25 protein-coding genes and 1 tRNA gene are annotated in these 22,489 nt (G+C 43.0%); 12 read left to right on the plus strand and 14 right to left on the minus strand.

Features of this window, described 5'->3' with window-relative positions; all coding sequences use genetic code 11:
• The first annotated feature begins 8 nt into the window (after positions 1 to 8).
• From nqrF to GRFL_RS10945, 3 genes are read left to right on the plus strand one after another with little or no spacing between them, the layout of a single operon-like run.
• Positions 9 to 1,295 carry an NADH:ubiquinone reductase (Na(+)-transporting) subunit F gene (gene nqrF, locus GRFL_RS10935; RefSeq protein WP_083644653.1) on the plus strand — a complete coding sequence of 429 codons (1,287 nt, stop codon included), beginning with the start codon at positions 9 to 11 and terminating at the stop codon, positions 1,293 to 1,295.
• 48 nt (positions 1,296 to 1,343) lie between these two features.
• Entirely contained in the window at positions 1,344 to 1,700 is a 357-nt protein-coding gene (locus tag GRFL_RS10940) for a Na(+)-translocating NADH-quinone reductase subunit F (protein WP_083644654.1), read from the plus strand.
• A 2-nt stretch (positions 1,701 to 1,702) separates the two neighbouring features.
• Positions 1,703 to 2,713, plus strand: coding sequence for an FAD:protein FMN transferase (locus GRFL_RS10945; protein WP_086047700.1), 1,011 nt, complete (start codon positions 1,703 to 1,705; stop codon positions 2,711 to 2,713).
• Positions 2,714 to 2,725: 12 nt separating this feature from the next.
• Here the strand turns inward: GRFL_RS10945 and GRFL_RS10950 are convergent, their stop codons facing one another.
• The 7 genes from GRFL_RS10950 to gpmI all read right to left on the minus strand — a co-directional run bounded on the left by GRFL_RS10950 (position 2,726) and on the right by gpmI (position 7,968).
• Entirely contained in the window at positions 2,726 to 3,226 is a 501-nt protein-coding gene (locus tag GRFL_RS10950) for a hypothetical protein (protein WP_083644656.1), read from the minus strand.
• 63 nt (positions 3,227 to 3,289) lie between these two features.
• Complete coding sequence (locus GRFL_RS10955) at positions 3,290 to 4,054, minus strand: class I SAM-dependent methyltransferase (RefSeq protein WP_083644657.1); 765 nt, start codon at positions 4,052 to 4,054, stop codon at positions 3,290 to 3,292.
• Positions 4,055 to 4,063: 9 nt separating this feature from the next.
• On the minus strand, positions 4,064 to 4,627 hold the full coding sequence (locus GRFL_RS10960) for an HNH endonuclease signature motif containing protein (RefSeq protein ID WP_083644658.1): 564 nt from the start codon (positions 4,625 to 4,627) through the stop codon (positions 4,064 to 4,066).
• Positions 4,620 to 5,435 carry a type I methionyl aminopeptidase gene (map, locus tag GRFL_RS10965; RefSeq protein ID WP_083644659.1) on the minus strand — a complete coding sequence of 272 codons (816 nt, stop codon included), beginning with the start codon at positions 5,433 to 5,435 and terminating at the stop codon, positions 4,620 to 4,622. The genes GRFL_RS10960 and map overlap by 8 nt, the downstream gene beginning before the upstream one ends.
• 5 nt (positions 5,436 to 5,440) lie before the next feature.
• Positions 5,441 to 5,845 (minus strand): BT0820 family HAD-type phosphatase, encoded by a 405-nt coding sequence (locus GRFL_RS10970; protein ID WP_083644660.1) that lies wholly within the window; start codon positions 5,843 to 5,845, stop codon positions 5,441 to 5,443.
• 53 nt (positions 5,846 to 5,898) lie between these two features.
• Entirely contained in the window at positions 5,899 to 6,447 is a 549-nt protein-coding gene (locus tag GRFL_RS10975) for a TlpA family protein disulfide reductase (protein ID WP_083644661.1), read from the minus strand.
• A 6-nt stretch (positions 6,448 to 6,453) separates the two neighbouring features.
• Positions 6,454 to 7,968, minus strand: coding sequence for a 2,3-bisphosphoglycerate-independent phosphoglycerate mutase (gpmI, locus tag GRFL_RS10980; protein ID WP_083644662.1), 1,515 nt, complete (start codon positions 7,966 to 7,968; stop codon positions 6,454 to 6,456).
• A gap of 442 nt (positions 7,969 to 8,410) precedes the next feature.
• Here gpmI and GRFL_RS10985 point away from each other — a divergent pair, with 442 nt between their 5' ends.
• Entirely contained in the window at positions 8,411 to 9,145 is a 735-nt protein-coding gene (locus GRFL_RS10985) for a murein L,D-transpeptidase catalytic domain family protein (RefSeq protein ID WP_083644663.1), read from the plus strand.
• Here GRFL_RS10985 and GRFL_RS10990 read toward each other — a convergent pair.
• Genes GRFL_RS10990 through GRFL_RS11000 form a run of 3 tightly spaced genes read right to left on the minus strand, consistent with a single transcriptional unit; the run spans position 9,120 to position 11,616 of the window.
• Complete coding sequence (locus GRFL_RS10990) at positions 9,120 to 10,751, minus strand: L,D-transpeptidase family protein (protein ID WP_083644664.1); 1,632 nt, start codon at positions 10,749 to 10,751, stop codon at positions 9,120 to 9,122. The two genes, GRFL_RS10985 and GRFL_RS10990, sit on opposite strands and share 26 nt — an antisense overlap.
• A gap of 20 nt (positions 10,752 to 10,771) precedes the next feature.
• Positions 10,772 to 11,053: a GNAT family N-acetyltransferase gene (locus GRFL_RS10995; RefSeq protein WP_083644665.1), complete on the minus strand. Its 282-nt coding sequence runs from the start codon at positions 11,051 to 11,053 to the stop codon at positions 10,772 to 10,774.
• 2 nt (positions 11,054 to 11,055) lie between these two features.
• Positions 11,056 to 11,616, minus strand: coding sequence for a ClpP family protease (locus GRFL_RS11000; protein WP_423738273.1), 561 nt, complete (start codon positions 11,614 to 11,616; stop codon positions 11,056 to 11,058).
• Positions 11,617 to 11,794: 178 nt separating this feature from the next.
• On the opposite strand from GRFL_RS11000, the gene GRFL_RS11005 reads away from it, so the two are divergent.
• Positions 11,795 to 11,867: transfer RNA gene (locus GRFL_RS11005), tRNA-Gly, on the plus strand.
• Between the two features lie 109 nt (positions 11,868 to 11,976).
• Here GRFL_RS11005 and rho read toward each other — a convergent pair.
• Positions 11,977 to 13,644 (minus strand): transcription termination factor Rho, encoded by a 1,668-nt coding sequence (gene rho / locus GRFL_RS11010; protein ID WP_083644666.1) that lies wholly within the window; start codon positions 13,642 to 13,644, stop codon positions 11,977 to 11,979.
• Positions 13,645 to 13,833: 189 nt separating this feature from the next.
• Between rho and GRFL_RS11015 the strand changes: the two genes are divergently transcribed.
• Positions 13,834 to 14,244: a DUF4293 domain-containing protein gene (locus tag GRFL_RS11015; RefSeq protein ID WP_083644667.1), complete on the plus strand. Its 411-nt coding sequence runs from the start codon at positions 13,834 to 13,836 to the stop codon at positions 14,242 to 14,244.
• Between the two features lie 59 nt (positions 14,245 to 14,303).
• Here the strand turns inward: GRFL_RS11015 and GRFL_RS11020 are convergent, their stop codons facing one another.
• Positions 14,304 to 14,792, minus strand: coding sequence for a metallophosphoesterase family protein (locus GRFL_RS11020; RefSeq protein WP_083644668.1), 489 nt, complete (start codon positions 14,790 to 14,792; stop codon positions 14,304 to 14,306).
• A gap of 106 nt (positions 14,793 to 14,898) precedes the next feature.
• Here GRFL_RS11020 and truA point away from each other — a divergent pair, with 106 nt between their 5' ends.
• On the plus strand, positions 14,899 to 15,645 hold the full coding sequence (gene truA, locus GRFL_RS11025) for a tRNA pseudouridine(38-40) synthase TruA (protein ID WP_083644669.1): 747 nt from the start codon (positions 14,899 to 14,901) through the stop codon (positions 15,643 to 15,645).
• Positions 15,646 to 17,412, plus strand: coding sequence for an ABC transporter ATP-binding protein (locus GRFL_RS11030; RefSeq protein WP_083644670.1), 1,767 nt, complete (start codon positions 15,646 to 15,648; stop codon positions 17,410 to 17,412). It abuts the gene before it with no gap.
• Between the two features lies 1 nt (position 17,413).
• Here GRFL_RS11030 and cdaA read toward each other — a convergent pair whose 3' ends face one another.
• Together cdaA and folP are read right to left on the minus strand one after the other, a co-directional pair.
• Positions 17,414 to 18,190, minus strand: coding sequence for a diadenylate cyclase CdaA (gene cdaA, locus GRFL_RS11035; RefSeq protein WP_083644671.1), 777 nt, complete (start codon positions 18,188 to 18,190; stop codon positions 17,414 to 17,416).
• A 37-nt stretch (positions 18,191 to 18,227) separates the two neighbouring features.
• Positions 18,228 to 19,052 carry a dihydropteroate synthase gene (gene folP / locus GRFL_RS11040; RefSeq protein ID WP_083644672.1) on the minus strand — a complete coding sequence of 275 codons (825 nt, stop codon included), beginning with the start codon at positions 19,050 to 19,052 and terminating at the stop codon, positions 18,228 to 18,230.
• A 71-nt stretch (positions 19,053 to 19,123) separates the two neighbouring features.
• Here folP and GRFL_RS11045 point away from each other — a divergent pair, with 71 nt between their 5' ends.
• The 4 genes from GRFL_RS11045 (at position 19,124) to prmA (ending at position 22,469) form a co-directional block, all read left to right on the plus strand.
• Positions 19,124 to 19,681 carry a DUF1599 domain-containing protein gene (locus tag GRFL_RS11045; RefSeq protein ID WP_083644673.1) on the plus strand — a complete coding sequence of 186 codons (558 nt, stop codon included), beginning with the start codon at positions 19,124 to 19,126 and terminating at the stop codon, positions 19,679 to 19,681.
• A 9-nt stretch (positions 19,682 to 19,690) separates the two neighbouring features.
• Positions 19,691 to 20,776: a BT_3928 family protein gene (locus GRFL_RS11050; protein ID WP_083644674.1), complete on the plus strand. Its 1,086-nt coding sequence runs from the start codon at positions 19,691 to 19,693 to the stop codon at positions 20,774 to 20,776.
• A gap of 104 nt (positions 20,777 to 20,880) precedes the next feature.
• A complete protein-coding gene (tpiA, locus tag GRFL_RS11055; RefSeq protein WP_083644675.1) occupies positions 20,881 to 21,633 on the plus strand; it encodes a triose-phosphate isomerase in 753 nt (250 codons plus the stop codon).
• On the plus strand, positions 21,633 to 22,469 hold the full coding sequence (prmA, locus tag GRFL_RS11060; protein WP_083644676.1) for a 50S ribosomal protein L11 methyltransferase: 837 nt from the start codon (positions 21,633 to 21,635) through the stop codon (positions 22,467 to 22,469). Before tpiA ends, prmA begins: the two co-directional genes overlap by 1 nt.
• Positions 22,470 to 22,489: the final 20 nt, after the last annotated feature.

The following is a 22,489-nucleotide window of genomic DNA, read 5'->3' on the forward strand; positions in this document are numbered from 1 at the left end:
GGAAGATAATGACAGTTATTGTAGCAAGTATTGTAGTATTCTTAATTCTTATCCTGTTATTGGTCTCCGTGCTTTTGGGAGCGAAAGCGAAGCTTGTTCCTTCAGGGCCGGTAACCATTAACGTGAATAATGAGAAAGATATCGAAGTAGGATCTGGGGGCACACTCCTTTCTACTTTAGGAGATAATAAACTATTTCTTCCTTCTGCCTGCGGTGGTGGTGGTACATGTATCCAGTGTAAATGTATCGTTAGCGAAGGTGGTGGAGCTATTCTGCCTACTGAAGAGCCGCATTTTACCAGGAAAGAGATCGCCGATGGTTGGCGTCTTGGTTGCCAGGTAAAGGTGAAGCAGGATATGAAAATTCAGATTCCGGAAGAAGTATTCGGAATTAAGAAATGGGAGGCTACCGTTGTTAGAAATTATAACGTAGCATCGTTCATTAAGGAATTCGTTGTGGAAATTCCTGAAGATATGGATTACAAAGCTGGAGGTTATATCCAGATTGAAGTTCCTAAGTGTGAGGTGAAATTTGAAGATATCGATATCACTGCGCATCCTGAAGAACATGAAACTCCTGATAAGTTTCAGCAGGAATGGGATAAATTCAATCTTTGGCCTTTGGTGATGAAAAATCCAGAGACTGTGGAAAGAGCTTATTCCATGGCTTCTTATCCAGCGGAAGGTCGTGAGATCATGCTGAATGTTCGTATTGCGACTCCGCCATGGGATCGTGCTAAGAATGGCTGGATGGATGTTAATCCTGGTGTGGCCTCTTCTTATATTTTCAATCTGAAAAAAGGTGACAAGTGTACCATTTCAGGACCTTATGGTGAATTCTTCATAAACGAATCAGACGCTGAAATGCTGTACGTTGGTGGGGGAGCTGGAATGGCACCAATGCGTTCACACCTTTACCACTTGTTCAGAACATTACAAACCGGTAGAAAAGTTACTTACTGGTATGGTGGTCGTTCTAAACGTGAGTTGTTCTACACAGAACATTTCCGAGCATTAGAGAGAGATTTCCCTAATTTCCGTTTCTTCCTGGCGCTTTCTGAACCAATGGAAGAAGATAACTGGAAAGTAAAGGATGGTGTAGATGGAGAAGGAGACGGATTCGTAGGCTTCATCCACCAGGTTGTGATCGATAACTATTTAAGTTTACACGACGAACCGGAAGAAATTGAACTATACTTCTGTGGGCCACCATTGATGAACAAAGCTGTTCAGAAAATGGGAGAGGATTTCGGAATCCCGCCAGAGAATATCCGCTTCGATGATTTCGGAGGATAATCATAAAAACAAGCCGGTGCAAACGCACCGGTTTTTTTATCTTTGAATATGCCTAAACTTAGTGAACAGGAACTGCATAATCTTGCCATGAATATTGTGGGAAAAGATCTGGAGGATAACGGATACGAATTTCTAGGAGTTAATTCCAAGCTGAAAAGGAATCCGCAATTCGTGGCTTTAAAGGACAAAAAACTCCATTTTGTGATCGTTCGAGCCATTCTGTATCCAGATGATCCTGCAGCATTCGATCCTGCTTTTATGAAAGATATCAAAGAGCACGCAGAGAAATTCAATGCGAAGACTTTCTATGCCGGTGTAGGGCTGGCCAATTCAACCGATTATGATAAACCAATTTCCAGCGATGATGATTACGTGGTCAATTATCAGGGATGGAAGGAATTCTGATTATGAAAAATTTACTTTTTAGCTTTCTTTTTATGAGCCTGCTTTCCTGCGAGAAAAACAATTCAATTCAAAAATATGATACGGTTGGCGAAGCCTTAGGAACAACTTATTCCATTCAGTTTTATGCTGAAAATGAATTTGATGTGGAAAAGGCGCTGGATAGTATTTTTGAGGATGTCAATGCTTCCATGAGCACTTATCGGCCAAATTCTGATATTTCAAAAATCAACCAAGGAGATTCTACTGTAGTGGTCGATCAGAATTTCAGAAATGTTTTTAAAGCTTCCGAGGATATTTACCAAAAAAGTAATGGCTTTTTCGATCCCACTGTGGGCTCTTTGGTTAACGCCTACGGCTTTGGTCCCGGAAAACAATTAAAGCAGTTAGACAGTGTTCATTTAGATTCTGTGAAGCGATTAGTTGGTTTCAGTAAAGTAAGACTTACTGCCGATAATACTATCAGGAAAGAGAACCAGGATATTTATTTAGATTTCAATGCGATCGCGAAAGGTTATACTATTGACCTGATTGCAGAATATCTCGAATCTAAATCGGTTTCTAACTACCTGGTGGAATTGGGGGGCGAGCTCCGCGCGAAAGGAGAAAATATTGACAGGCAGAAATCCTGGGCGGTAGGAATTGATGATCCATTTCAGCAGGAAGGCGAGCGTGTTCTCCAGGCGGCAATCGAATTAAAGGACCGGGCAATGGCAACTTCCGGTAATTACCGGAAACATCGTGAGGATTCCATAACCGGTCAGAAATATGTGCATACCATAAACACCAAAACAGGAAAAGCTGAAAAAAGCAATCTCTTAAGCGCTTCGGTATTGGCGAAAACCTGCATGTATGCCGATGGATATGCTACTACTTTCATGGCCATGGGGCTGGAACGGTCTCAGGAGCTATTAAAGAAATTAGAAGGTGTAGAGGCTTACCTGATGTATTCCGACGAATCAGGAAATTTGCAGGTTTTTGCTACGCCTGGTTTTCAGGAAACAGTGCTGGAATAATTCACAACAGGATCATATCTTCGTAAAGATTTGTTTAAAAGTGAGATTCCTGGTTTGGCCGCCCTCGAAAAACGGACCTACCACCACATCTACTGAAATCTCCCATTTGGAAGAGGAAATCCTTTCTCCGCTCACGCTGCCTTCTGTGATACGACTTGGCAGGTGTGCTATCCATGCGCCGTTAGGCTGGTAGATCGCCTGGATGGAAGCAAGTTCTTCATCGGTATATTCAAAAGATTCCAGGTCTGAGCCTATTTCAAAATAAAAATTTTCGCCGGTTTCATCATCGATTACTTCAGGACATTCCGCGCCTACATATTCATATTTAAAGACCTGTTTGTCTCCTTCAGAAATAGTAAATGAAAATGTGCCATCTTCGGTGTCTTCGGTCAGCGTGATTTTCTGGTTTTCCTGGAACCTGGTGCTAAGTTGCTCCGGGTTACAAGCATCGCCTTTCAGGCTACAGGCTGAAAATAGGAAAATGAAGGGAACGAATAAATATATTTTGCTCATACTCTTTAGTAGTAGATGCATGAGCTTTGAAAAGGTTGCGTGAACTTAAATTGTGGATAACGCTTACTTATAACAAACGGGAATGATTTCGCCTTCTGCCAGCCGGAAACGGTCAATTTCTTCCGGAGTCAGTTTTTTGGTGTAATCCTCTTCCTGAACCTGGAAACCGATGCTTCGCAGTTTGTCAAAATAGTCTCTTCCGTAGACTCTTACATGGTCATATTGCCCGAAAATGCGGGCTCTTTCAGAAGGATTGGTAATACTGTCATCCTGGAAGGTCTGTTCCCGATCCAGTTCCTGCGGAATTTGCAAAATGGCGGTCCCGCCGGGTCTTAGAATTCGATAAAGCTCCTGCATTGCTTTCGTATCATCAGGAATATGCTCCAGCACGTGATTGCAGAGAATAAAGTCGAATGAATTTTCCTTAAAAGGCAAATTACAGATATCTGCCTTTACATCTGCAAGAGGCGAATTGAGATCGGTCGTGGTATATTTTAAATTTTTCAGCTTACGGAAACGTTTGTAGAAAGCCTGCTCCGGTGCAAAATGCAATACTTCCAACTTCTTCTGAAAGAAGTCAGTTTCCTGTTTGAGGTAAAGCCATAGCAGCCTGTGCCTTTCTAAGGACAGGGTAGAAGGAGAGAGCACATTTTCTCTCTGGTTCTCATATCCATAAGGAAGGAATTTACGAAAACTATTGCCGTCAATCGGGTCGGTATAGCGGGAACCTTTAAGGTAAACCTTTAAAAATGGCCTTACCAAATAACTGATTCTGATAAGAAACGGCCTTGGAATACTGTTTAAGGCCAGTTTAAAAAGTTTACCCATTGAATTCCTCTAAACTTCGATATCTCCCCAGTTTTCTCCAGATTTGATTCGATACAGCTGCATTTCAGACACACCAAATTGTTTGGCGAGTACTTTGATCCTTGTTTTTCTTTCGGGATCTAACAACTTTTTCTTGAGAATTACAGCCTGCGCATAGGTCAACTTGGAATAGGAAGTTACCTTACGCAACTTTCGTTTTCGTTTGTTTTCCTGCACTTTCGGACTGTGATACTGGTGCTGGACCCATTCTTCTTTTGTAGCCCATGCAAGGTTTTCCACGCGATTGTCGTTCTTCACGAAGTTCTTGTGAATCACGTACTGATCGCCTTCTTTCTTTTCTAAAAATAATTCTGCAACAATGCGATGAATGTAGTAAGTCTTATGCTTACCATTCTTCAGTCTTACTGCAAAATTTAAATAGCCACCTACTCTTCCGCCATTCATAAGTTCTCCCTCCGGATTTTTCAGATAACTGATCATTCTTCCGAAGTTAGAGACTTTATAGACAAAGCGGTCTTGCCAGGAATCTTTGTGTAGGGTTTTCCAGATTTCCTGTCTGTAACTTTTAATCATAAACTTTAGCTCTAAATTGGTCTTCTTCTTTGGTTTTAATGTTTAACGAATCGTAAATGTACTTAAATGTTGATAGCAGCTCTGGTTTTCCATCAACCAGGGCTACATTGTGCTCAAAATGAGCACTTGGTTTTCCATCGGCAGTAAGAATAGTCCAACCGTCTGGTAACTGCTTAATGCGCTTGGTTCCCAGGTTGATCATAGGTTCGATGGCAACGACCATTCCTTCCACGAATTTCTTTCCGCGGCCCCTTTTTCCATAATTCGGCATTTCAGGATCTTCATGCATGGTTCGACCAAGACCATGACCAACAAGTTCCCGAACCACGCCATAACCATGATTTTCGGTGTATTTCTGAATGGCGTAACCCACGTCTCCTACGCGGTTTCCGCTCTTGAACTCTGCAATGCCAAGGTATAGGGACTCCTTGGTCACTTCAAGCAGCTTTTTGACTTCGGGACTTACTTCACCGACTTCAAATGTATAAGCATGGTCTCCATAGAAACCATTTTTCTTTGCTCCACAATCTATGGAAATGATGTCACCTTCCTTAAGCGGTGTATCATTTGGAACGCCGTGCACGACCTGAGCATTCGGGCTCATGCATAGCGTATTTGGAAAATCATACAGCCCTAAGAAGCCGGGTTCGGCTCCATGATCTCGTATGAAATCTTCAGCCAGTTTATCCAAATACAGAGTTGTTACCCCCGGTTTAATTTCCGAAGCCAGCATGCCAAGCGTTTTTGACACAATCAAAGCGCTTTCTCTTACTAATTCAATTTCTTCCTTGGATTTAGGTATGATCATAAATTCTAAAATCTTCCGAATAAACGGGATTTCTTCTTTTTCTTTTTCAGTTGGCCGGGTTGCTCCAGTGATAATTTCTGATACATTTCTCCCCAGCCTTTTAAACCGCCCATATTACGGTCGTCAATAAAAATATCTGCCAGGATTTTCCGACTTATGGTGTTATCGAATTCTTCTTCAGGATAGCTCTTGTTGATGCAGTAAAATTCTATTCCGTTTTTCCGGCAAAATTCAACCGCCTCTTCCAGTTTGACCCCGTGACGATACGTCCAGAGAATTAACCGGTGGCCTTCCTGTTGCAGCTTTTTCAAAGATTCAAATGCAAACAAAATAGGTTTGCCAATTTCGGGATAGCGATTCTCCACTATAGTCCCGTCAAAATCAACTGCTATGGTTAGAGAATTAGACATACACTGCGAAATTACTGATAATTTTTTAAACCGAGCTTTATTCGGCTAATTTCCTAATCGCTGTATGAATCGTGATATTCCTCGCCGCTTACGATTTTTGCAATATCTTCTTCCAGGCTCGCTCCCTGGGCATATTCCACAAAGCGGTTCACTTCTTTCCCATCTTTATAGAAAATGATGGTTGGAACGTGGTGAATATCATATTTTTCCTCTAATTGATCGGGCGTGGTTTTGTCATAATCTACCGCGAACATTTCGAGGTTGTTATAGTTATAACCGGCTTCATCGAGCAACTTCAGCATTTTAGGAGTTTCTCTTTTGCTGTCGCCACACCAGGTTCCCATAAATAGCTTGATCTGGTAATCGTTGATATTTTCTTTAATAGTCTCCAATGCCTCGTTTTCCGGAGTGAACTTCTCGTACCGTGGATTGAACCAGCCGGCGTATGGCTTAGCCTGAAGATCTTCTTTATGAAAAGGACCAATGAGGATATCACTCTGTACCGAGCTTTCTTCCTTCGGCTTTTCACTTGAAAGATTACTTTTTTGAGTGTTCACGCAGCTTAGTGCGATCGCGGCAAATAGAAAAATTGTTCTGATCATAAAATTTTAAATTAAGGCATCTTCGGTCATCAGGTCGGGTTTTTCAATTCCCATCAGCTTCAAAATAGTAGGAGCGATATTACCTAATTTCCCGTCTTTAATATTTTTAATATCCTTATCCATCAGGATTAAAGGTACTGGATTCGTGGTGTGGGCGGTGTTCGGGCTGCCATCAGGATTGATCATCGTTTCGCTGTTTCCGTGGTCGGCGATGATAATTACTGAATAATCATTTTCAAAAGCCGTTTCGGCAACTTCCTTGGCGCAGGTGTCGACGGTTTCACAGGCCTTTACCGCTGCATCAAAATCTCCTGTGTGGCCAACCATATCGGGATTTGCAAAATTCAGACAAATAAAGTCTGCTGAATGTTTTTTGATCTCCGGTACAATCTTGTCCTTGATCTTTTCAGCGCTCATTTCCGGCTGAAGATCATACGTTGCCACTTTTGGGGAATTTAGCATGATCCTGTTTTCACCTTTGAAAGGCTTCTCCCTTCCGCCGGAAAAGAAAAAGGTCACATGAGGATATTTTTCGGTTTCCGCGATACGGATCTGTTTTTTGCCCTGGTATTCCAGCACTTCTCCCAGGGTGGCCTTGATGTTATCTTTTTTGTAGATGACGTGAACATTGGTGAAATTATCATCATACTTGGTCATGGTGACGTAGTAGAGCGGAAGTTTTTTCATGTCATACTCCGGAAAATCTCTTTGAGATAGTGCCTGTGTAAGCTGGCGGCCACGATCTGTTCTAAAATTGAAGAAAATTACCACGTCTTTCTCCTGAAGTTTGGCAACCGGCTCCCCGTTTTCAGTCAGGACAATTGGTTTAATGAATTCATCGCTTACCCCTTCGTCATAACTTTCCTGAATGGCATCAGTTGCGCTGGTGGTTTCCTTTCCTATTCCTTTTACGATAAGATCGTAGGCTTCTTTTACCCGTTCCCAGCGATTATCACGATCCATGGAATAATAACGGCCAATTACAGATGCCAGTTTTCCGTTTGTTTTGTCCAGGTGCTGTTCCAGTTCCTCGATAAATCCTTTCCCGGAATGTGGGTCAACATCACGACCATCTGTAAAAGCATGGACATATTTGTTCTCAATTCCCAGCTCTTCCGCAGCGGTAAGAAGACCTTTTAAATGGTTGATATGTGAATGCACGCCACCGTCGCTAACAAGGCCCATGAAATGAACCGCCTTGTTGTTTTTCTTGGCATAGTTGAAGGCCTCTTCCAAAACCGGCTCTTCTACCAATGTGCCTTTTTCCACCGCCATATTGATTTTTACCAGATCCTGATAAACCACACGGCCAGCACCCAGATTCATGTGCCCAACCTCGCTATTTCCCATTTGCCCTTCCGGAAGGCCAACATTCATGCCGTCTGTTCGAAGAGTGGCATGTGCAAATTTCTCGGGAAGAGAGTCAATAAATGGAGTGTTTGCCTGTGCTACGGCAGAAACCTTGGGATCCTGGGTAATTCCCCAGCCATCCAATATCATTAAAAGTACCTTTTTACTCATTGGGATTTTCTAATTTGGGCGTTAAAGATAAAAACAATTGACTGCCCAACCTGAGCAAGTTTCTATAATGTTTTATTAAAAGTCTCCAACACTATTTTCTAACGGGGGTAGGGTCTTCTTGTTGTGTATCAACTAGCTTTTATGCCCCGGAATATTTAGGGCATTCCTTTCTATCGTTTCTAATTTTTGTTGTTATGGGTAATGTTACAATTCCTTAACAAAATTGCTGTATAACAAAAACTTAAATTTTAACACCTTCAAAATTTATCCGCAATACTATTCTTCAAAATGACTCGTTTTTGAATCGGTCTTAAGCCTCAAAATTGGTGGATTTAGCAGCTTAAAATGTTAAAAAATAACTCTTTAGCATATTTTTGAATAAATTTTGTATGTTGGCAAGGCTTTTGGTTTTTATTAACAAAAAATTAGAAAAAGAAGATTTATGAAGTACCGAGTCCTGACTGTTTTAGGCGTGTTAGTTTTTTCTTTTGCATTCCATAACGCGGATGCCATTAATTCCAAAACCAGTATAAAGCCCGCCCCGGTCGCTACTGAAACAGAGCCTACATTTGAAGCCCGTGTGGCTGACCTTTATGACAGCTTTTCCCTGAAAAACTCATCCATGCCCAATATGCTGGCTTTCGAGCGAGCCTTCAAAGGTTATTCAAAACTCAAGGAAGAAGGGAAAGTGCAGAACAATTTACTCACTATTGTAGATTTTGATCTTTCCTCTACCAAAAAGAGAATGTGGATCCTGGATATGGATTCTCACACAGTGCTCTTTAATACGTATGTAGCACATGGCCAGGGAACTGGCGGGGAGTTCGCCAAGAATTTTTCAAACATCGAAAATTCCCACCAAAGCTCATTAGGTTTCTACATGACAGGCGCGACGTATTATGGTGGAAATGGCCTTTCTCTATACATGGACGGAATGGAAAAACAATTCAATTCCAACGCCAGAAAAAGGTATATCGTCATTCATGGGGCTGATTATGCTGAACCTTCTTTCATTCAGCGTGTGGGGAGACTCGGCAGAAGTTATGGCTGTCCTGCTGTTCCAAATAAAATTGCCAAAAACCTGATTAATACTATCAAGGGACAATCAGTAGTATATATTCATAAATCGAATCCAAACTACCTTCAGAATTCTACTTTTCTGAATTACGAGGCTTAAGCCGTTCCCAAAGGTCCTGATCATAATTGTACACGTCGTTTATAAACCGAACGGTGTTGCCAACAGGATACGCCGTCCAGTATAAATGATGCACTTTGAAGTTCCTGGTAACGGGAACTTCTGTTGTTTTACCAGATTCCAGGATCTCTTCGATCTTTTCATGATCGTATTGCTTCTGGTCATTCAGTAAAAATTCGGCAAGTGCCAGTGCATCCTCCACGCGAACGCAGCCAGAACTTCTGGCGCGACTATTCTTTTGAAACAGTGATTGGGATGGAGTGTCGTGCAGGTAGATCATGTATTGATTCGGGTAAATGATCTTCACGCGGCCCAGCGGATTGCCTGGTCCGGGATTTTGCCTGAAAACGTAATGATTGGCCTCTCCATTTTTCCAGTTGATCGTGGTAGGGTCAACCGCATTGCCGCTGCTATTATAGACTTTTAAATTTCGGCTGTACAAATAATCGAGGCTTTTAGCGGCTCCCGGGATCACATCGTGTTTTTTGATGGTAGGAGGGATGGTCCAGGTAGGATTAAAAACCACATACCTTACCCGATCAGAAAATACAGGCGTTTTGCGGGCGAGTGTCCCTACCATTGTTTTGTGAGAACGCAGCGTATCACCGTCTTCCACCACATCGAGGTGATAATTGGCAATATTGATCAGGATAAAATTTTCGCCAAGATCCTTTGGAAACCATCTCCAGCGTTCCATGTTCACCAGTATTTGATGGTAGCGATCCTTCCTGCTCATATTGAGCTCCCGGATCGTGGAATTTCCAAGGATCCCATCATTCTCAAGTCCGTGGTCATCCTGAAATTTCTTAAGCGGTTCCTGTAAATTGGAATCGTAAATTGTCGTAATAGAATCAAAGGAATCTGGAAAATAGCCGAGTTCCTGTAGTCTTTCGTAAACCAGTGGAATTCGATCGTCAGACTCTTTGGGGTGTATTAATTTTCCGGTGCTGATCTTCGGAAGGGATTCTTCGGAAAAAGTGGTGGAATCTTTTAAAATTTCAGCCAGTTCTTTCTGCAAACCTTCGTAAACAGGGTTCTGAGGAGCGATTTCCTGTAGCGTTTCTGAAATATTTTGGTTAGAAACAGCTTTTTTCAGAAGTTGTATGGAAGGAATTTGATTTCTTGGTATGCCCCAAATTTCATAAAGATCATATGGATCCAGTTTCCCGCTTCCAAGATCCTGGGCGTAGCTTAAAAAAGTATCGGTAAGTAGAATTTCCAGTTGTGCCAGCTCTGTTTCAGAAAGTTCGTCGAGCTTTGATAAATTTTCCTGAAGAAGTTCGAAATGATAATCTTCCCGAAACAAACCCTGAAACTGGCTGTTTTCAATAGCTCGGTACAAATCTTCCCGCAATTCCCGCTCATTCCAAACCGGTTGAAAATTGTTTTGGTGGTAAAATGCCAGCAAAGAATCCCTGGCCTCCAACGGGAGGCCAGACTGATCCAAATTTTGCTGAAGATTGTCAGGATTTGTTAATCGCGTGATCTCGGGTAACTCGTTCTTCTCTTCAATTCCTGGTTTTTGGTCGTTCTTACAGGAGCTGAAGATTAGGAGAAATACGGCGATCTGGAGCAGGCGTATTTTCATGGGGTGAAAATTTTGAAAATTCAGGCGCGTACATCTGCGTAGCTTTTGTGCAGCTCAAACTGAACTTCAGCAAAAGGGCAAAGCGGTTCAATTTTCAGGTCGTTTTCACGGGCATATTCCACGCTTTCTTTCACCAGCCAGGTACCAATTCCCTGGTTTTCCATTTCCTTTTTCACTTCGGTATGATCGATTGTCAGCACATTTTCTCCGTCTCGGCGGTAGGTCAACTCACCAATCACTCCTTTGTCATCTTCAATATAGAAAAGCCCGCGCTGGTCATTTTCTTTGTGCTTGATCTCCATGCTTATTTTTTAAATATTCCGTCTACAATTCCGTATTCCAGGGATTCATTGGCGTCCATCCAGTAATCGCGATTAAAATCCTTCAGTACCTTTTCCACCGTTTGACCGCAGTTCTCAGCAAGTATTTCTGCACTCAGGTGTTTAGTCTTGAGAATTTCCGCAGCAGCGATTTCGATATTGGACGCCTGCCCGCGTGCGCCTCCGCTGGGCTGGTGAATCATTACTTTGGCGTGCGGCTGGATGAATCTTCTTCCTTTTTTTCCTGCGGAAAGAAGGATCGATCCCATGGAAGCGGCCAGACCCGTGCAGATGGTAGAAACGGGACTATCCAATGACATAATGGTATCGTAGATCGCAAAACCATCGGTCACATATCCTCCGGGGCTATTGATGAATAACTGAATTTCTCCGTCACCTTCCAGATCCAGATACTCCAGGCGATCGATCACATATTTGGCGCTGGCGTCGTTCACCTCACCCCACATATAGATTTTTCTTTTTTCAAGAAGTTTGTTGTCTATGAGATCCTGGATCTTATCAGTTTTATTTTTTATTAATGACATTGTTTTATTTTTTTTGAAGTAGTCCTAAAAATAGAACTATTTTATCAGAATAAAGAATGGCGCTTTGAGCATTTAACAAGATTTTGATAGAAAGCAGGAATCGGATTCCCGGCAGATGAAAAAAGTTCTGGAAAGTTTTGGAAGTTGGAAATATTTAAAATTATATTTGCAGCCGCAGGCGGGAGTAGCTCAGTTGGTAGAGCGTCAGCCTTCCAAGCTGAATGTCGCCGGTTCGAACCCGGTCTCCCGCTCACTAAAAAGCCCTATCGATTCGATAGGACTTTTTTATTTTAGTCATTTTCAGAATTAAAAAAGCCGGAATAAGTTCCGGCTTTTTCAAGTAGGGTTATTTAACAGTGTTTAACCGTTCATGGAGATTAAAAACTCTTCATTATTTCTGGTTCCCTTAATCTTATCATTAATGAATTCCATGGCTTCCACAGGATTCATATCGGCCAGATACTTGCGGAGTACCCACATTCTCTGGATGGTACCTTCATCAAGCAACAGGTCGTCGCGTCTGGTGCTGGAAGATACAAGATCGATAGCAGGGAAAATTCTTCTGTTGGAAATTCTTCTGTCTAACTGAAGTTCCATGTTACCGGTACCTTTGAATTCTTCAAAGATCACTTCGTCCATTTTTGAGCCGGTTTCAGTTAAAGCTGTTGCAATGATCGAAAGCGATCCGCCATTTTCAATATTACGGGCGGCACCAAAGAATCTTTTCGGTTTATGTAATGCATTTGCATCGACACCACCAGAAAGTACTTTACCACTGGCCGGTTGTACGGTGTTGTATGCTCTCGCCAAACGGGTAATAGAATCTAAAAGGATCACTACATCGTGCCCGCATTCCACCAGACGTTTTGCTTTATCTAATACGATATTCGCAACTCTTACGTGCTCGTGCGCTTCTTTATCAAAAGTTGAAGCAACTACTTCACCTTTCACGTTACGCTGCATATCTGTAACTTCTTCAGGGCGTTCATCGATCAAAAGGATGATCTGGTATACTTCAGGATGGTTCGCGGCAATCGCGTTGGCGATATCCTTCAGCAACATGGTTTTACCGGTCTTCGGCTGTGATACGATCATACCACGCTGTCCTTTTCCGATAGGTGCAAAAAGATCCATTACCCTGGTGGAAATCGTACTTTGCTTTTCAGCGATATTGAATTTTTCTTTAGGGAATAGGGGAGTAAGGTGTTCAAAAGAAACACGGTCTCTCACTACCTGTGGATCCAACCCGTTGATTTTATTGATCTTGATTAGTGGGAAATATTTCTCACCTTCTTTTGGCGGCCTAATTTGACCTTGTACGGTGTCCCCGGTTTTTAAACCAAAAAGCCTGATTTGTGACTGGGAAACATAAATATCATCAGGAGAAGTGAGGTAATTGTAATCTGAAGATCTGAGGAAACCGTAGTTATCCTGCATGATGTCCAGCACGCCTTCACTCTCTATAATGGCATCGAACTCATAATCTGGCTCGCGGTAGCGGTTGCGGTTGTCGCGGTTGCCATTGGTGTCGCGGTTATTATGAGGATTGTTTTTCTTGTCGCTGCGGTTATCGTTGCGGTTATCATTGCGATTATCGTTGCGGTTGTCGCTATGAGTGCGGTTATCGTTACGATTATCGTTTTTGCCTCTTTGATGGTCCTTCCGGTTGTTGGAATGAGGCTTGTTCGATTTTCCAGATTTCTGATCGTCCCCTTTTGCAGTTTCCTGATCTTTTGGGGCTGATTCTTTTGGATTGGATTTCGAATTTCGAGGTTTCCTGTCGCTACCAATTTTGCCTTTTCTGGGTGGATTCGGCTTTGTAGATTCTTGAGGAGCGGAAGCAGAAGTGTCTTCCTGGTCATCGGTAAGCGCGTCTTTTACTTTTTTAGGATTGGATGCCTGATAGTCCAGGATTTGGTAGACCAAATCCAGTTTTTTCATCGTCTTGTACTTGGGAACATTCAGGGCTTCAGCAATCTCCTTAAGTTCAGGAAGCTTTTTAGCTTTTAGTTCTGAAATTTCAAACATGAATTCGTTTAAATAAATTTATTTCTTTGGATTGTTTTAAAAATTCTCGAAGAGAAAAAAGTTTGGAGACTTAAGTAACCAATATTGAATGGGTTACGAAATGTACTTGCAATTATACAACTTTATTTTAAATATTTACGCAGTAATTCTGAAAAGAATCTGTTATTTTTGTGCGCGAAACAGCCGAAAATGATTCAACGAATACAAACTGTTTACCTGCTAATTGCCTTCGTGGTGAGCGCCGTGCTCATCTTTGTTTTTCCAGTTTGGGAAAACGCGGCCGGAGAGCCTGTTTTTGCACAGGAACAATTAATTTCTTTCGGAATGTTTTTGATTTCCGGAGCATTGTCGTTAATTAGCATATTCATGTTCAAAAATCGTAAACTACAGTTCGTCCTTGGGCGACTGAACATCATATTGAACTTTTTTTTACTAGGAGTGTTTGTTTATTGGTCTCTAAGTTTACCTGGAGAAATGGATATTTCAGAGAAGGGTATTGGGATGTTCCTTCCCATTGTTTCTATCGTTTTTCTTGTGTTGGCCAACAAGGCCATCAAAAGGGACGAAGATCTCGTAAAATCTGTTGACCGATTGCGATAAGCCTATCATCTTAGTAGTATTAGTGCGTGAAAAACCCGGAATTGTCATTCCGGGTTTTTTTATGCGAGTTCGATAACTTCCAGGTCTGAGATCTCTTTTTGGTCAATTTTAAACCGCAGCATCGTCCGTTTCTTATGAAACCCCTGCTTGCCTGCCGCACCAGGATTCATGTGCAGCAATTTCAAATTCTTGTCATTCATGACCTTCAGGATATGGGAATGCCCGCAAATAAACAATTTTGGCGGATTTTTTCTGATTTCCTCCCTGATTGCCGGAGCGTATTTTCCCGGGTATCCGCCTATGTGGGTGATCCAAACATCTACATCTTCGCACATAAACCGGTTGTTCAGCGGGAATTCCTTCCGGATAGTGGCATTGTCGATATTTCCGTAGACCGCTTTAACAGGTTTAACGGCCGCCAGTTGATCAGTTACATGAAGATCGCCAATATCACCGGCATGCCAAACCTCGTCGGCCTGCTCGGCATAATGCAGTATTCTATCGTCCATATACCCGTGGGTGTCACTTAAAAGCAATATTTTTTTCACAGCAGTTCCTTTTAAAAGCTTCCGCAGAAATGCCCATTCAATAGTATTTCTCCTTCTGCGATTTGCCTTATCTTTGCGTTTCGCTAATATAAAAATTACGGCGCGCTTGCGGTATTTTATTGAACTTTCATATTACGGAAAACACTATCACGGCTGGCAGATTCAACCACAATCTGTTAGCGTTCAGGAAGTACTGCAAAACCAGATGCGGAAAATCCTGCCTGGTTTTTCTGAAGTGGTGGGCGCAGGCCGCACTGATGCGGGTGTGCATGCGAAGCAACTGTTCGCTCATTTTGACCTGACGGAAGAAATTGATGTTGCTGAAATGGCTTATAAGCTGAACTGTATGCTGCCAGATGATATCGCGATCGCCGAAATTTTTCCGGTAACGGAGGAAGCACATGCTCGTTTTGACGCGACTTCCCGGAGCTATGAATATCATATTATTCAGGAAAAAGACGTGTTCAATCGCGAGCTGGCGTGGTTTTTTAAACCGGAACTGGATCTGGAAAAAATGAATTCTGCAGCTGCAATTCTAAAAGAGTATTCAGATTTTCAATGTTTTTCACGAAGCAGGACCGATGTGCGTACGTATATTTGCCAAATTTTCCATGCCGAGTGGAAAAAGGAAAAAAATAAGTTGGTTTTTCATATTTCTGCCGACAGATTTCTTCGAAACATGGTTCGCGCCATCGTGGGAACGCTGGTGGAAATCGGGCAGCGAAAACTGCCGGTCGCAGCGATGCATGAAATCATAAAAAGTAAAGATCGGGCGAAGGCGGGTGCTTCAGTTCCTGCTCATGGCTTATATTTGACAAAGATCGAGTATCCCGAAACAATCAGAATTAATTAAATGGCTTCAAAGACAGGTAATGCTTTCGATATGGATTTGTTTAAGCGCTTGCTTAAATACACCAATCCTTATAAACGAATCTTCTATTTCGTAGCCGTTGCCGCGATACTCACTTCGCTGTTCGGGGTGGTGCGCCCAATGATCCTGCAATATACGATCGATAATGCGCTGATGACTTCAGATTATGAAAACCTGGTCCTCTTCGTGAGCATCATGGTTGGAATTCTCATTCTGGAGGTGGTCTTCCAGTTCTGTTTTATCTATTACGCGAACTGGCTGGGGCAGGAGGTTGTACGGGATATCAGGGTGAAACTCTTCAAGCATATGCTGGGTTTCCGAATGAAATATTACGACAAATCGGCGGTAGGAAGACTGGTTACCCGGGCAGTGAGTGATATTGAGACCATCGCCAGTATCTTTTCCCAGGGCTTGTTCATGATCATCAGTGACCTGCTGAAAATGCTGATCGTCATTGGTGTGATGTTCTATAAAAGCTGGGAACTCAGCTTGCTGGTTTTGACGGTGCTGCCGTTCATCGTTTATGCTACTCGTGTTTTTCAGAAAAAGATGAAACTGGCTTTTGAAGAGGTGCGAACCCAGGTGGCCAATTTGAATACCTTCGTGCAGGAGCGAATTACCGGTATGAAGATCGTTCAGCTTTTTACCCGTGAAAAGACCGAATATGAACGATTTAAAGATATCAATGACAAACACCGGAATGCCTGGGTGAAAACCGTATGGTATAATTCTATTTTCTTCCCAATCGCGGAAATGTCTACATCCATTACCATAGGTTTGATCGTGTGGTTCGGAGGTTTGCGGGTCTTTGCCGGCGACGATATGTCTCTGGGTATTATCGTTCTTTTTATAGAACTGTCCCAAATGCTTTTCAGGCCGTTAAGACAGATTGCTGATAAGTTCAATACCCTGCAAATGGGAATGGTTGCGGCCAACCGCGTGTTTGATATCATCGATACCGAAGCGCATATTGAAGACAACGGAAAACTGGATATTTCAGCTATCAAGGGAGAAATTGAATTTCGCAATGTACGTTTCAGCTACGTGGAAGACGAAGAAGTGTTGAAAGGGATTTCCTTTAAAGTGAACCCGGGTGAAACCGTGGCGATCGTTGGGGCAACCGGCGCCGGGAAATCAACCATTATCAACCTGCTCGGCCGATTTTACGAGATCGACAGTGGGGAAATCCTGGTAGACGGGACCAACGTGCGCGATATTAGCCTGAAGAGCCTGCGCTCTCAGATCGCCGTTGTGCTGCAGAACGTTTTCCTGTTTGCGGATACGATCATGAACAACATTCATCTGGACAAAGAAGGGATTTCAGAAGAAGATGTGATCAATGCGGCCAAAGAGATCGGGATCCACGAATTTATCAATGCCTTGCCGAATGCTTACCATTATAACGTAAAAGAACGTGGAGCGATGCTTTCTTCGGGACAACGCCAGTTGATCTCGTTTCTTCGGGCTTTTGTGAGCGATCCGGGAATCCTGGTGCTGGATGAAGCGACCTCTTCCGTAGACAGTTACAGCGAACAGCTCATCCAGGAAGCTACCGAACGTATTACCAAAGGCAGAACGTCTATTGTGATTGCGCACAGGCTGGCGACGATCAAACAGGCTGATAAGATCATTGTGATGGACCAGGGAGAGATCGTTGAAACCGGTAGCCATCAGGAATTGCTTAAAAAGGAAGACGGTTACTATCGCAAACTGTACGAGGTGCAGTTCAAGGAAGAAGAAACGGTTTAAATTACCTGCTCAGGTCTTCCTTCAGTTTTTCACGAAGTTCCTCCATCGTTTCGAACATCACGAACTGCCCGTCTTTGATAAAAGAAGTCTGGCCGGTTTCTTCGGAAACAACTAACGCTAACGCATCAGTCTTTTCAGTGATCCCAACAGCCGCGCGGTGTCTTAAACCGAAGCGCAGCGGGATGGAACGATCGTTCGATACGGGTAAAATGACCCGGGTTGCCGTGATCTTGTTCTCTTCGATGATCATCGCGCCATCGTGCAGTGTACTGTTTTTAAAAAAAACCGACTCGATAATGGGTTGGTTAAGTTCTATTTTCATCTTATCCCCGGTGGTTTTAACAAAATCGAGCTTGTTATTTCGCTGGATCACCATGAGCGCGCCAGTTAGCGATTCGCCCATCGACTGGCAGGCGTTGACAATAGCATCGATATTGGTTCTGGATTCGGTTTCATCCCTGCTAAAGCGAAGATTTCGGAAGAAGCGGCCATTATGCGTAAAATTCGTCGAACCGATCATTAACAGAAATTTCCTGATCTCCTGCTGAAAAACCACGATCAACGCGAAAACTCCCACTCCAATGAACTCTCCAAGCACACTGCTCAGCAATTCCATCTGGAGCAAACGCGTGAGCAGCCACACCAGGTAGATCACCACGATCCCGATAAAGATATTGACTGCGGCGGTGCCTCTTACCAGTTTATACACGTAATAGAGGAGAAGCGCGACAAAAACTATATCGAGGATATCGAGAATTCGAATATCTATGATGTCCAAATTGCTGGGGTTTTATGTAAAAATAGAAAAACTATGATTAGTTTATAATTTCAGAAGTTAATTTGATGCATTCCATCGCTTCTTTGACATCGTGAACGCGCAAAATATGAACTCCTTTCTGAAGCGCGACGGTGTTTAAAACGCTGGTCCCGTTCAAGGCTTGAGCAGCTTCGATCTCCAGCGTTTTCCAGATCATGCTTTTACGGGAAAGACCGATCAATATTGGCAATTCCAGCATTTGCAAGAGTTCGGCTTTGGAAAGCAATTCAAAATTCTGCCGAATGTTTTTCGCAAATCCGAAGCCCGGATCCACAATAATATCATTAATTCCCAGTTGTCTCGCAGCGTTTACTCGTTCAGAAAAATAAAATAAGATGTCTTTCAGGAGATCGTCATACTGGTTTTGGTCTTTCATGTTCTGTGGCGTTCCTTTCATGTGCATCAAAATATACGGCACCTGCAGTTCTGCTACCGTTTGGAGCATATGAACATCCAGTTTTCCGCCGGAAATGTCATTAATGATCGCGCCGCCGGCTTCAATTCCCTTTCTTGCCACTTTTGATCGAAAAGTGTCCAGGGAAAGTAAAGCTTCCGGAAATTCTTTCAGAATAACTTCAATTGCGGGAAGGAGTCGGTTGATTTCCTCTTCTTCGGAAATATCAGTGGCCCCGGGACGGCTGCTGTAGGCGCCGAGATCCAGGAAGGTCGCACCCTCCTTCAGCATTCGTTCGGCTTTTTTCAAAATATCGGAATTGGTCTGAGCCCGGCTTCCGCTGAAAAAAGAATCGGGGGTGATATTGATGATTCCCATAACCCTGGGAGTGGAAAGATCGATTAACTCGCCCTTGCAATTGATGTACATGAAATAGCGGCTTTAAATAACTTTGACTATCTGAAATATTTGCCCGAAATTTACGGAAATTAGTGCTATTCATGCAGGATACTTCCAAACAATACGATGCGGTCATTGAAGTGTGCCGCTCGCTTTTTACCAATAAAATGAAGGATTACGGCTGTGCTTGGCGAATTTTACGCCTGCCGTCGCTTACTGACCAGATTTTCATCAAAGCCCAGAGAATAAGAAGGCTTCAGGAAAATGAGGTGCGAAAAGTTGATGAGGACGAAAAATCAGAATTTATCGGCATCATTAATTATTCGATCATGGCGCTGATCCAGTTGGAGAAGGGAATAGCCGAGCAGCCAGACCTTTCCGCAGATGAAGCTACGCAACTGTACAACGATAAAATTGCGGAAACCAAGCAATTAATGATGGATAAAAACCATGATTATGGCGAGGCCTGGCGGGATATGCGCGTAAGTTCCCTTACCGATCTGATTATTCAGAAATTATTGCGGGTGAAGCAAATAGAAGACAATAAAGGCAAAACCCTGGTAAGTGAGGGGATCGATGCCAATTACCAGGACATGATCAATTATTCGGTTTTCGCGATGATCCATATCCAGGAAGCTGAAGAAGCCAAAACCGTTTAAAAAATTAAGATGAAGGCAATTACCGGAATAGCCAGGGTGCTGGTTGGAATACTTTTTATTTTTTCAGGATTTGTAAAACTGAATGATCCGCTGGGTTTTTCGTATAAACTTCAGGAATACTTCAGCGAACAGGTGCTGGACATTCCGGTTTTAATTCCGTTCGCGCTCATAATTGCGATTGTGATTGTGATCTATGAACTGGTGCTGGGAATTATGCTTCTCATTGGTTATTCTCCCAAATTCACAACCTGGAGTTTGCTCATCATGATCGTGTTCTTCACGTTTCTCACCTTTTATTCAGCTTATTTCAATAAGGTGACAGATTGTGGTTGTTTTGGGGATGCCATCCCGCTAACTCCCTGGCAGTCTTTTTATAAAGATGTGATTCTGCTGGTGTTGATCCTGATCCTCTTTTTTAATAGGAAATATATTAGTCCGTTATTCGCACCGGCTTCCCATCGCTGGATCATATTTGCTTCTTTTTTCGCGTGTTTTGCGTTTTGTTATTATGTTTTAATGCACTTGCCACTTATCGATTTTCGGGCGTATAAGATTGGGAATAACATTCCGGAGCAAATGCAATTACCGGAAACTGCGGAAGTGACCTATCGCTGGAAATTCAAGATTGATGGGGAAGAGCAGGTTATCGAAAATACCGGTGCCTATCCGCAGGTTGATGGGGAATTCATAGGCGTCGAAACCTCCCAGGAAGGAGCAGAGATGATTGCGCCTATCCACGATTTTGTGATCGAAGGTCCTGATGGAGATATTACTGAGGAGGTGCTGAACGCTGAAAAAGTGCTGCTGATCGTGGCTTATAACATCCGATCCACCGAACTGGAAGGCTACGCAGGCATCAAAAACCTGATTAGTGAGGCAAAGACCAAAGATTATATGATCGTGGGGCTTACGGCTTCCGGGGAACGACTTCAGCAAACTTTGAAAAAGGAAACAGGTGTAGACCTCGATTTTTACCAGGTAGACGAAACAGCGCTTAAGACCATAGTTCGGGCAAATCCCGGTATTTTGATACTGAACAATGGGACGATCAGCCAGAAAAAACACTGGTCAGATTCTTCGGAAATAGAATTGTAAAATCAGATAAATCGCTATTCTTTGGCTCGGCTTTAGGAAATAGCTGCGGGCCATTTTTTATATTTGTAGCACAGGAATAAAATCAACTACTGAAACCAAAAATTATGAGAGAAAAAATTGTAGCAGGAAACTGGAAAATGAACATGGATCTTGCGGAAGCCGAAGAACTGGTTACCAAACTGAAGCTTCAGATGGTGAAGGAACCGGAAGCGACCGTGATGGTAGCGCCTCCGTTTACGAATTTATATCCTGTATTTAAAGCATTGAAAGACACTCCCGTGGTTGTGGCTGCCCAGAACATGAGCGAGCATGAAAGCGGGGCCTATACCGGCGAAATTTCGGCTAAAATGCTGAAGAGCGTTGGGGTAAAAACGGTAATTCTTGGGCACAGTGAGCGACGAGCTTACTACGCGGAAACGAACGAATTGCTGGAAAAGAAGGTAAAATCAGCCATCGAGCAGGACATGACCGTCATTTTCTGTTTCGGTGAAGAACTGGAAGATCGTAAAAGTGAAAAACATTTTGAGCTGGTGGAAACGCAGTTAAAAGAAAGCTTGTTCAACTTGCCAAAAAGTGCCTGGGAAAAGCTCATTCTTGCCTATGAACCGGTTTGGGCAATTGGGACTGGTGAAACAGCAAGCCCGGAGCAGGCGCAGGAAATGCACAAGCACATCCGTACGCTGATCGAGAAAAACGTGGGCAAGGAAACGGCAGATAAAACATCGATTCTTTACGGCGGAAGTGTGAAGCCTGGCAATGCACAGGAGATCTTTGCCAAGGAAGATGTAGATGGTGGTCTTATTGGTGGTGCCAGCCTCAAGGCGGTAGATTTTGTGGAAATTGTAAACGCATTTTAATGTCGGGGAATTACCTGGAATTTGACTTTCAGATTGAGCCTTTGCAACCAGCTTCCGAGATCCTGATCGCGGAATTGGGTTACCTGGGCTTTGAGAGTTTTGTAGAAAACGAAGACGGAGTGACGGCCTATATTCCGGTAGAGGAATATGAAGACGACCTGCTCACGAATGTACACATTCTGCAATCTGAAGAAGTCAAGATCACCTACGAACAGAAGGAAATTGAAAGAATTAACTGGAACGAGGAGTGGGAAAAGAATTTCACTCCTATTCTGGTTGATGATATTTGCAGCGTGCGTGCACCATTCCATCCGAAGCCGGAAGTGGAATTTGATATAGTGATCGAGCCGAAAATGTCTTTCGGTACCGGGCACCACGCGACAACGCACATGGTGATCCAGCATATTCTGAAAAATGACTGGGAAGGAAAGCGTGTTTTAGATATGGGTTGTGGCACCGGTGTGCTCGCAATATTAGCTGCTATGAAAGGCGCTAAGCGCATTGACGCCATCGATATCGATAACTGGTGTTATCTCAATACCCTCGAGAATGTGGCGAAAAATGAGTGTGACCATATCCAGGTGGAAGAAGGTGGTGCGGAATTACTCAATGAGAGTAGAAGTTACGACATGATTCTGGCCAATATCAATAGGAATATTTTATTAAGGGACCTTCCTGAATACATTCAATGCCTGAATGAGAACGGAAGTATTTTCCTCAGCGGATTTTATTCTGAAGACCTTCCGGTGATCCAGAAAACCTGTGAAAAATTGGATCTGAAATTCGTGGAACATCTGGAACGTAGCAACTGGGTGGCTGCAAAGTTTTCACGCTGAGGTTTTTATGAATAGTTGTA

Source organism: Christiangramia flava JLT2011, from assembly GCF_001951155.1.
GTDB lineage: Bacteria > Bacteroidota > Bacteroidia > Flavobacteriales > Flavobacteriaceae > Christiangramia > Christiangramia flava.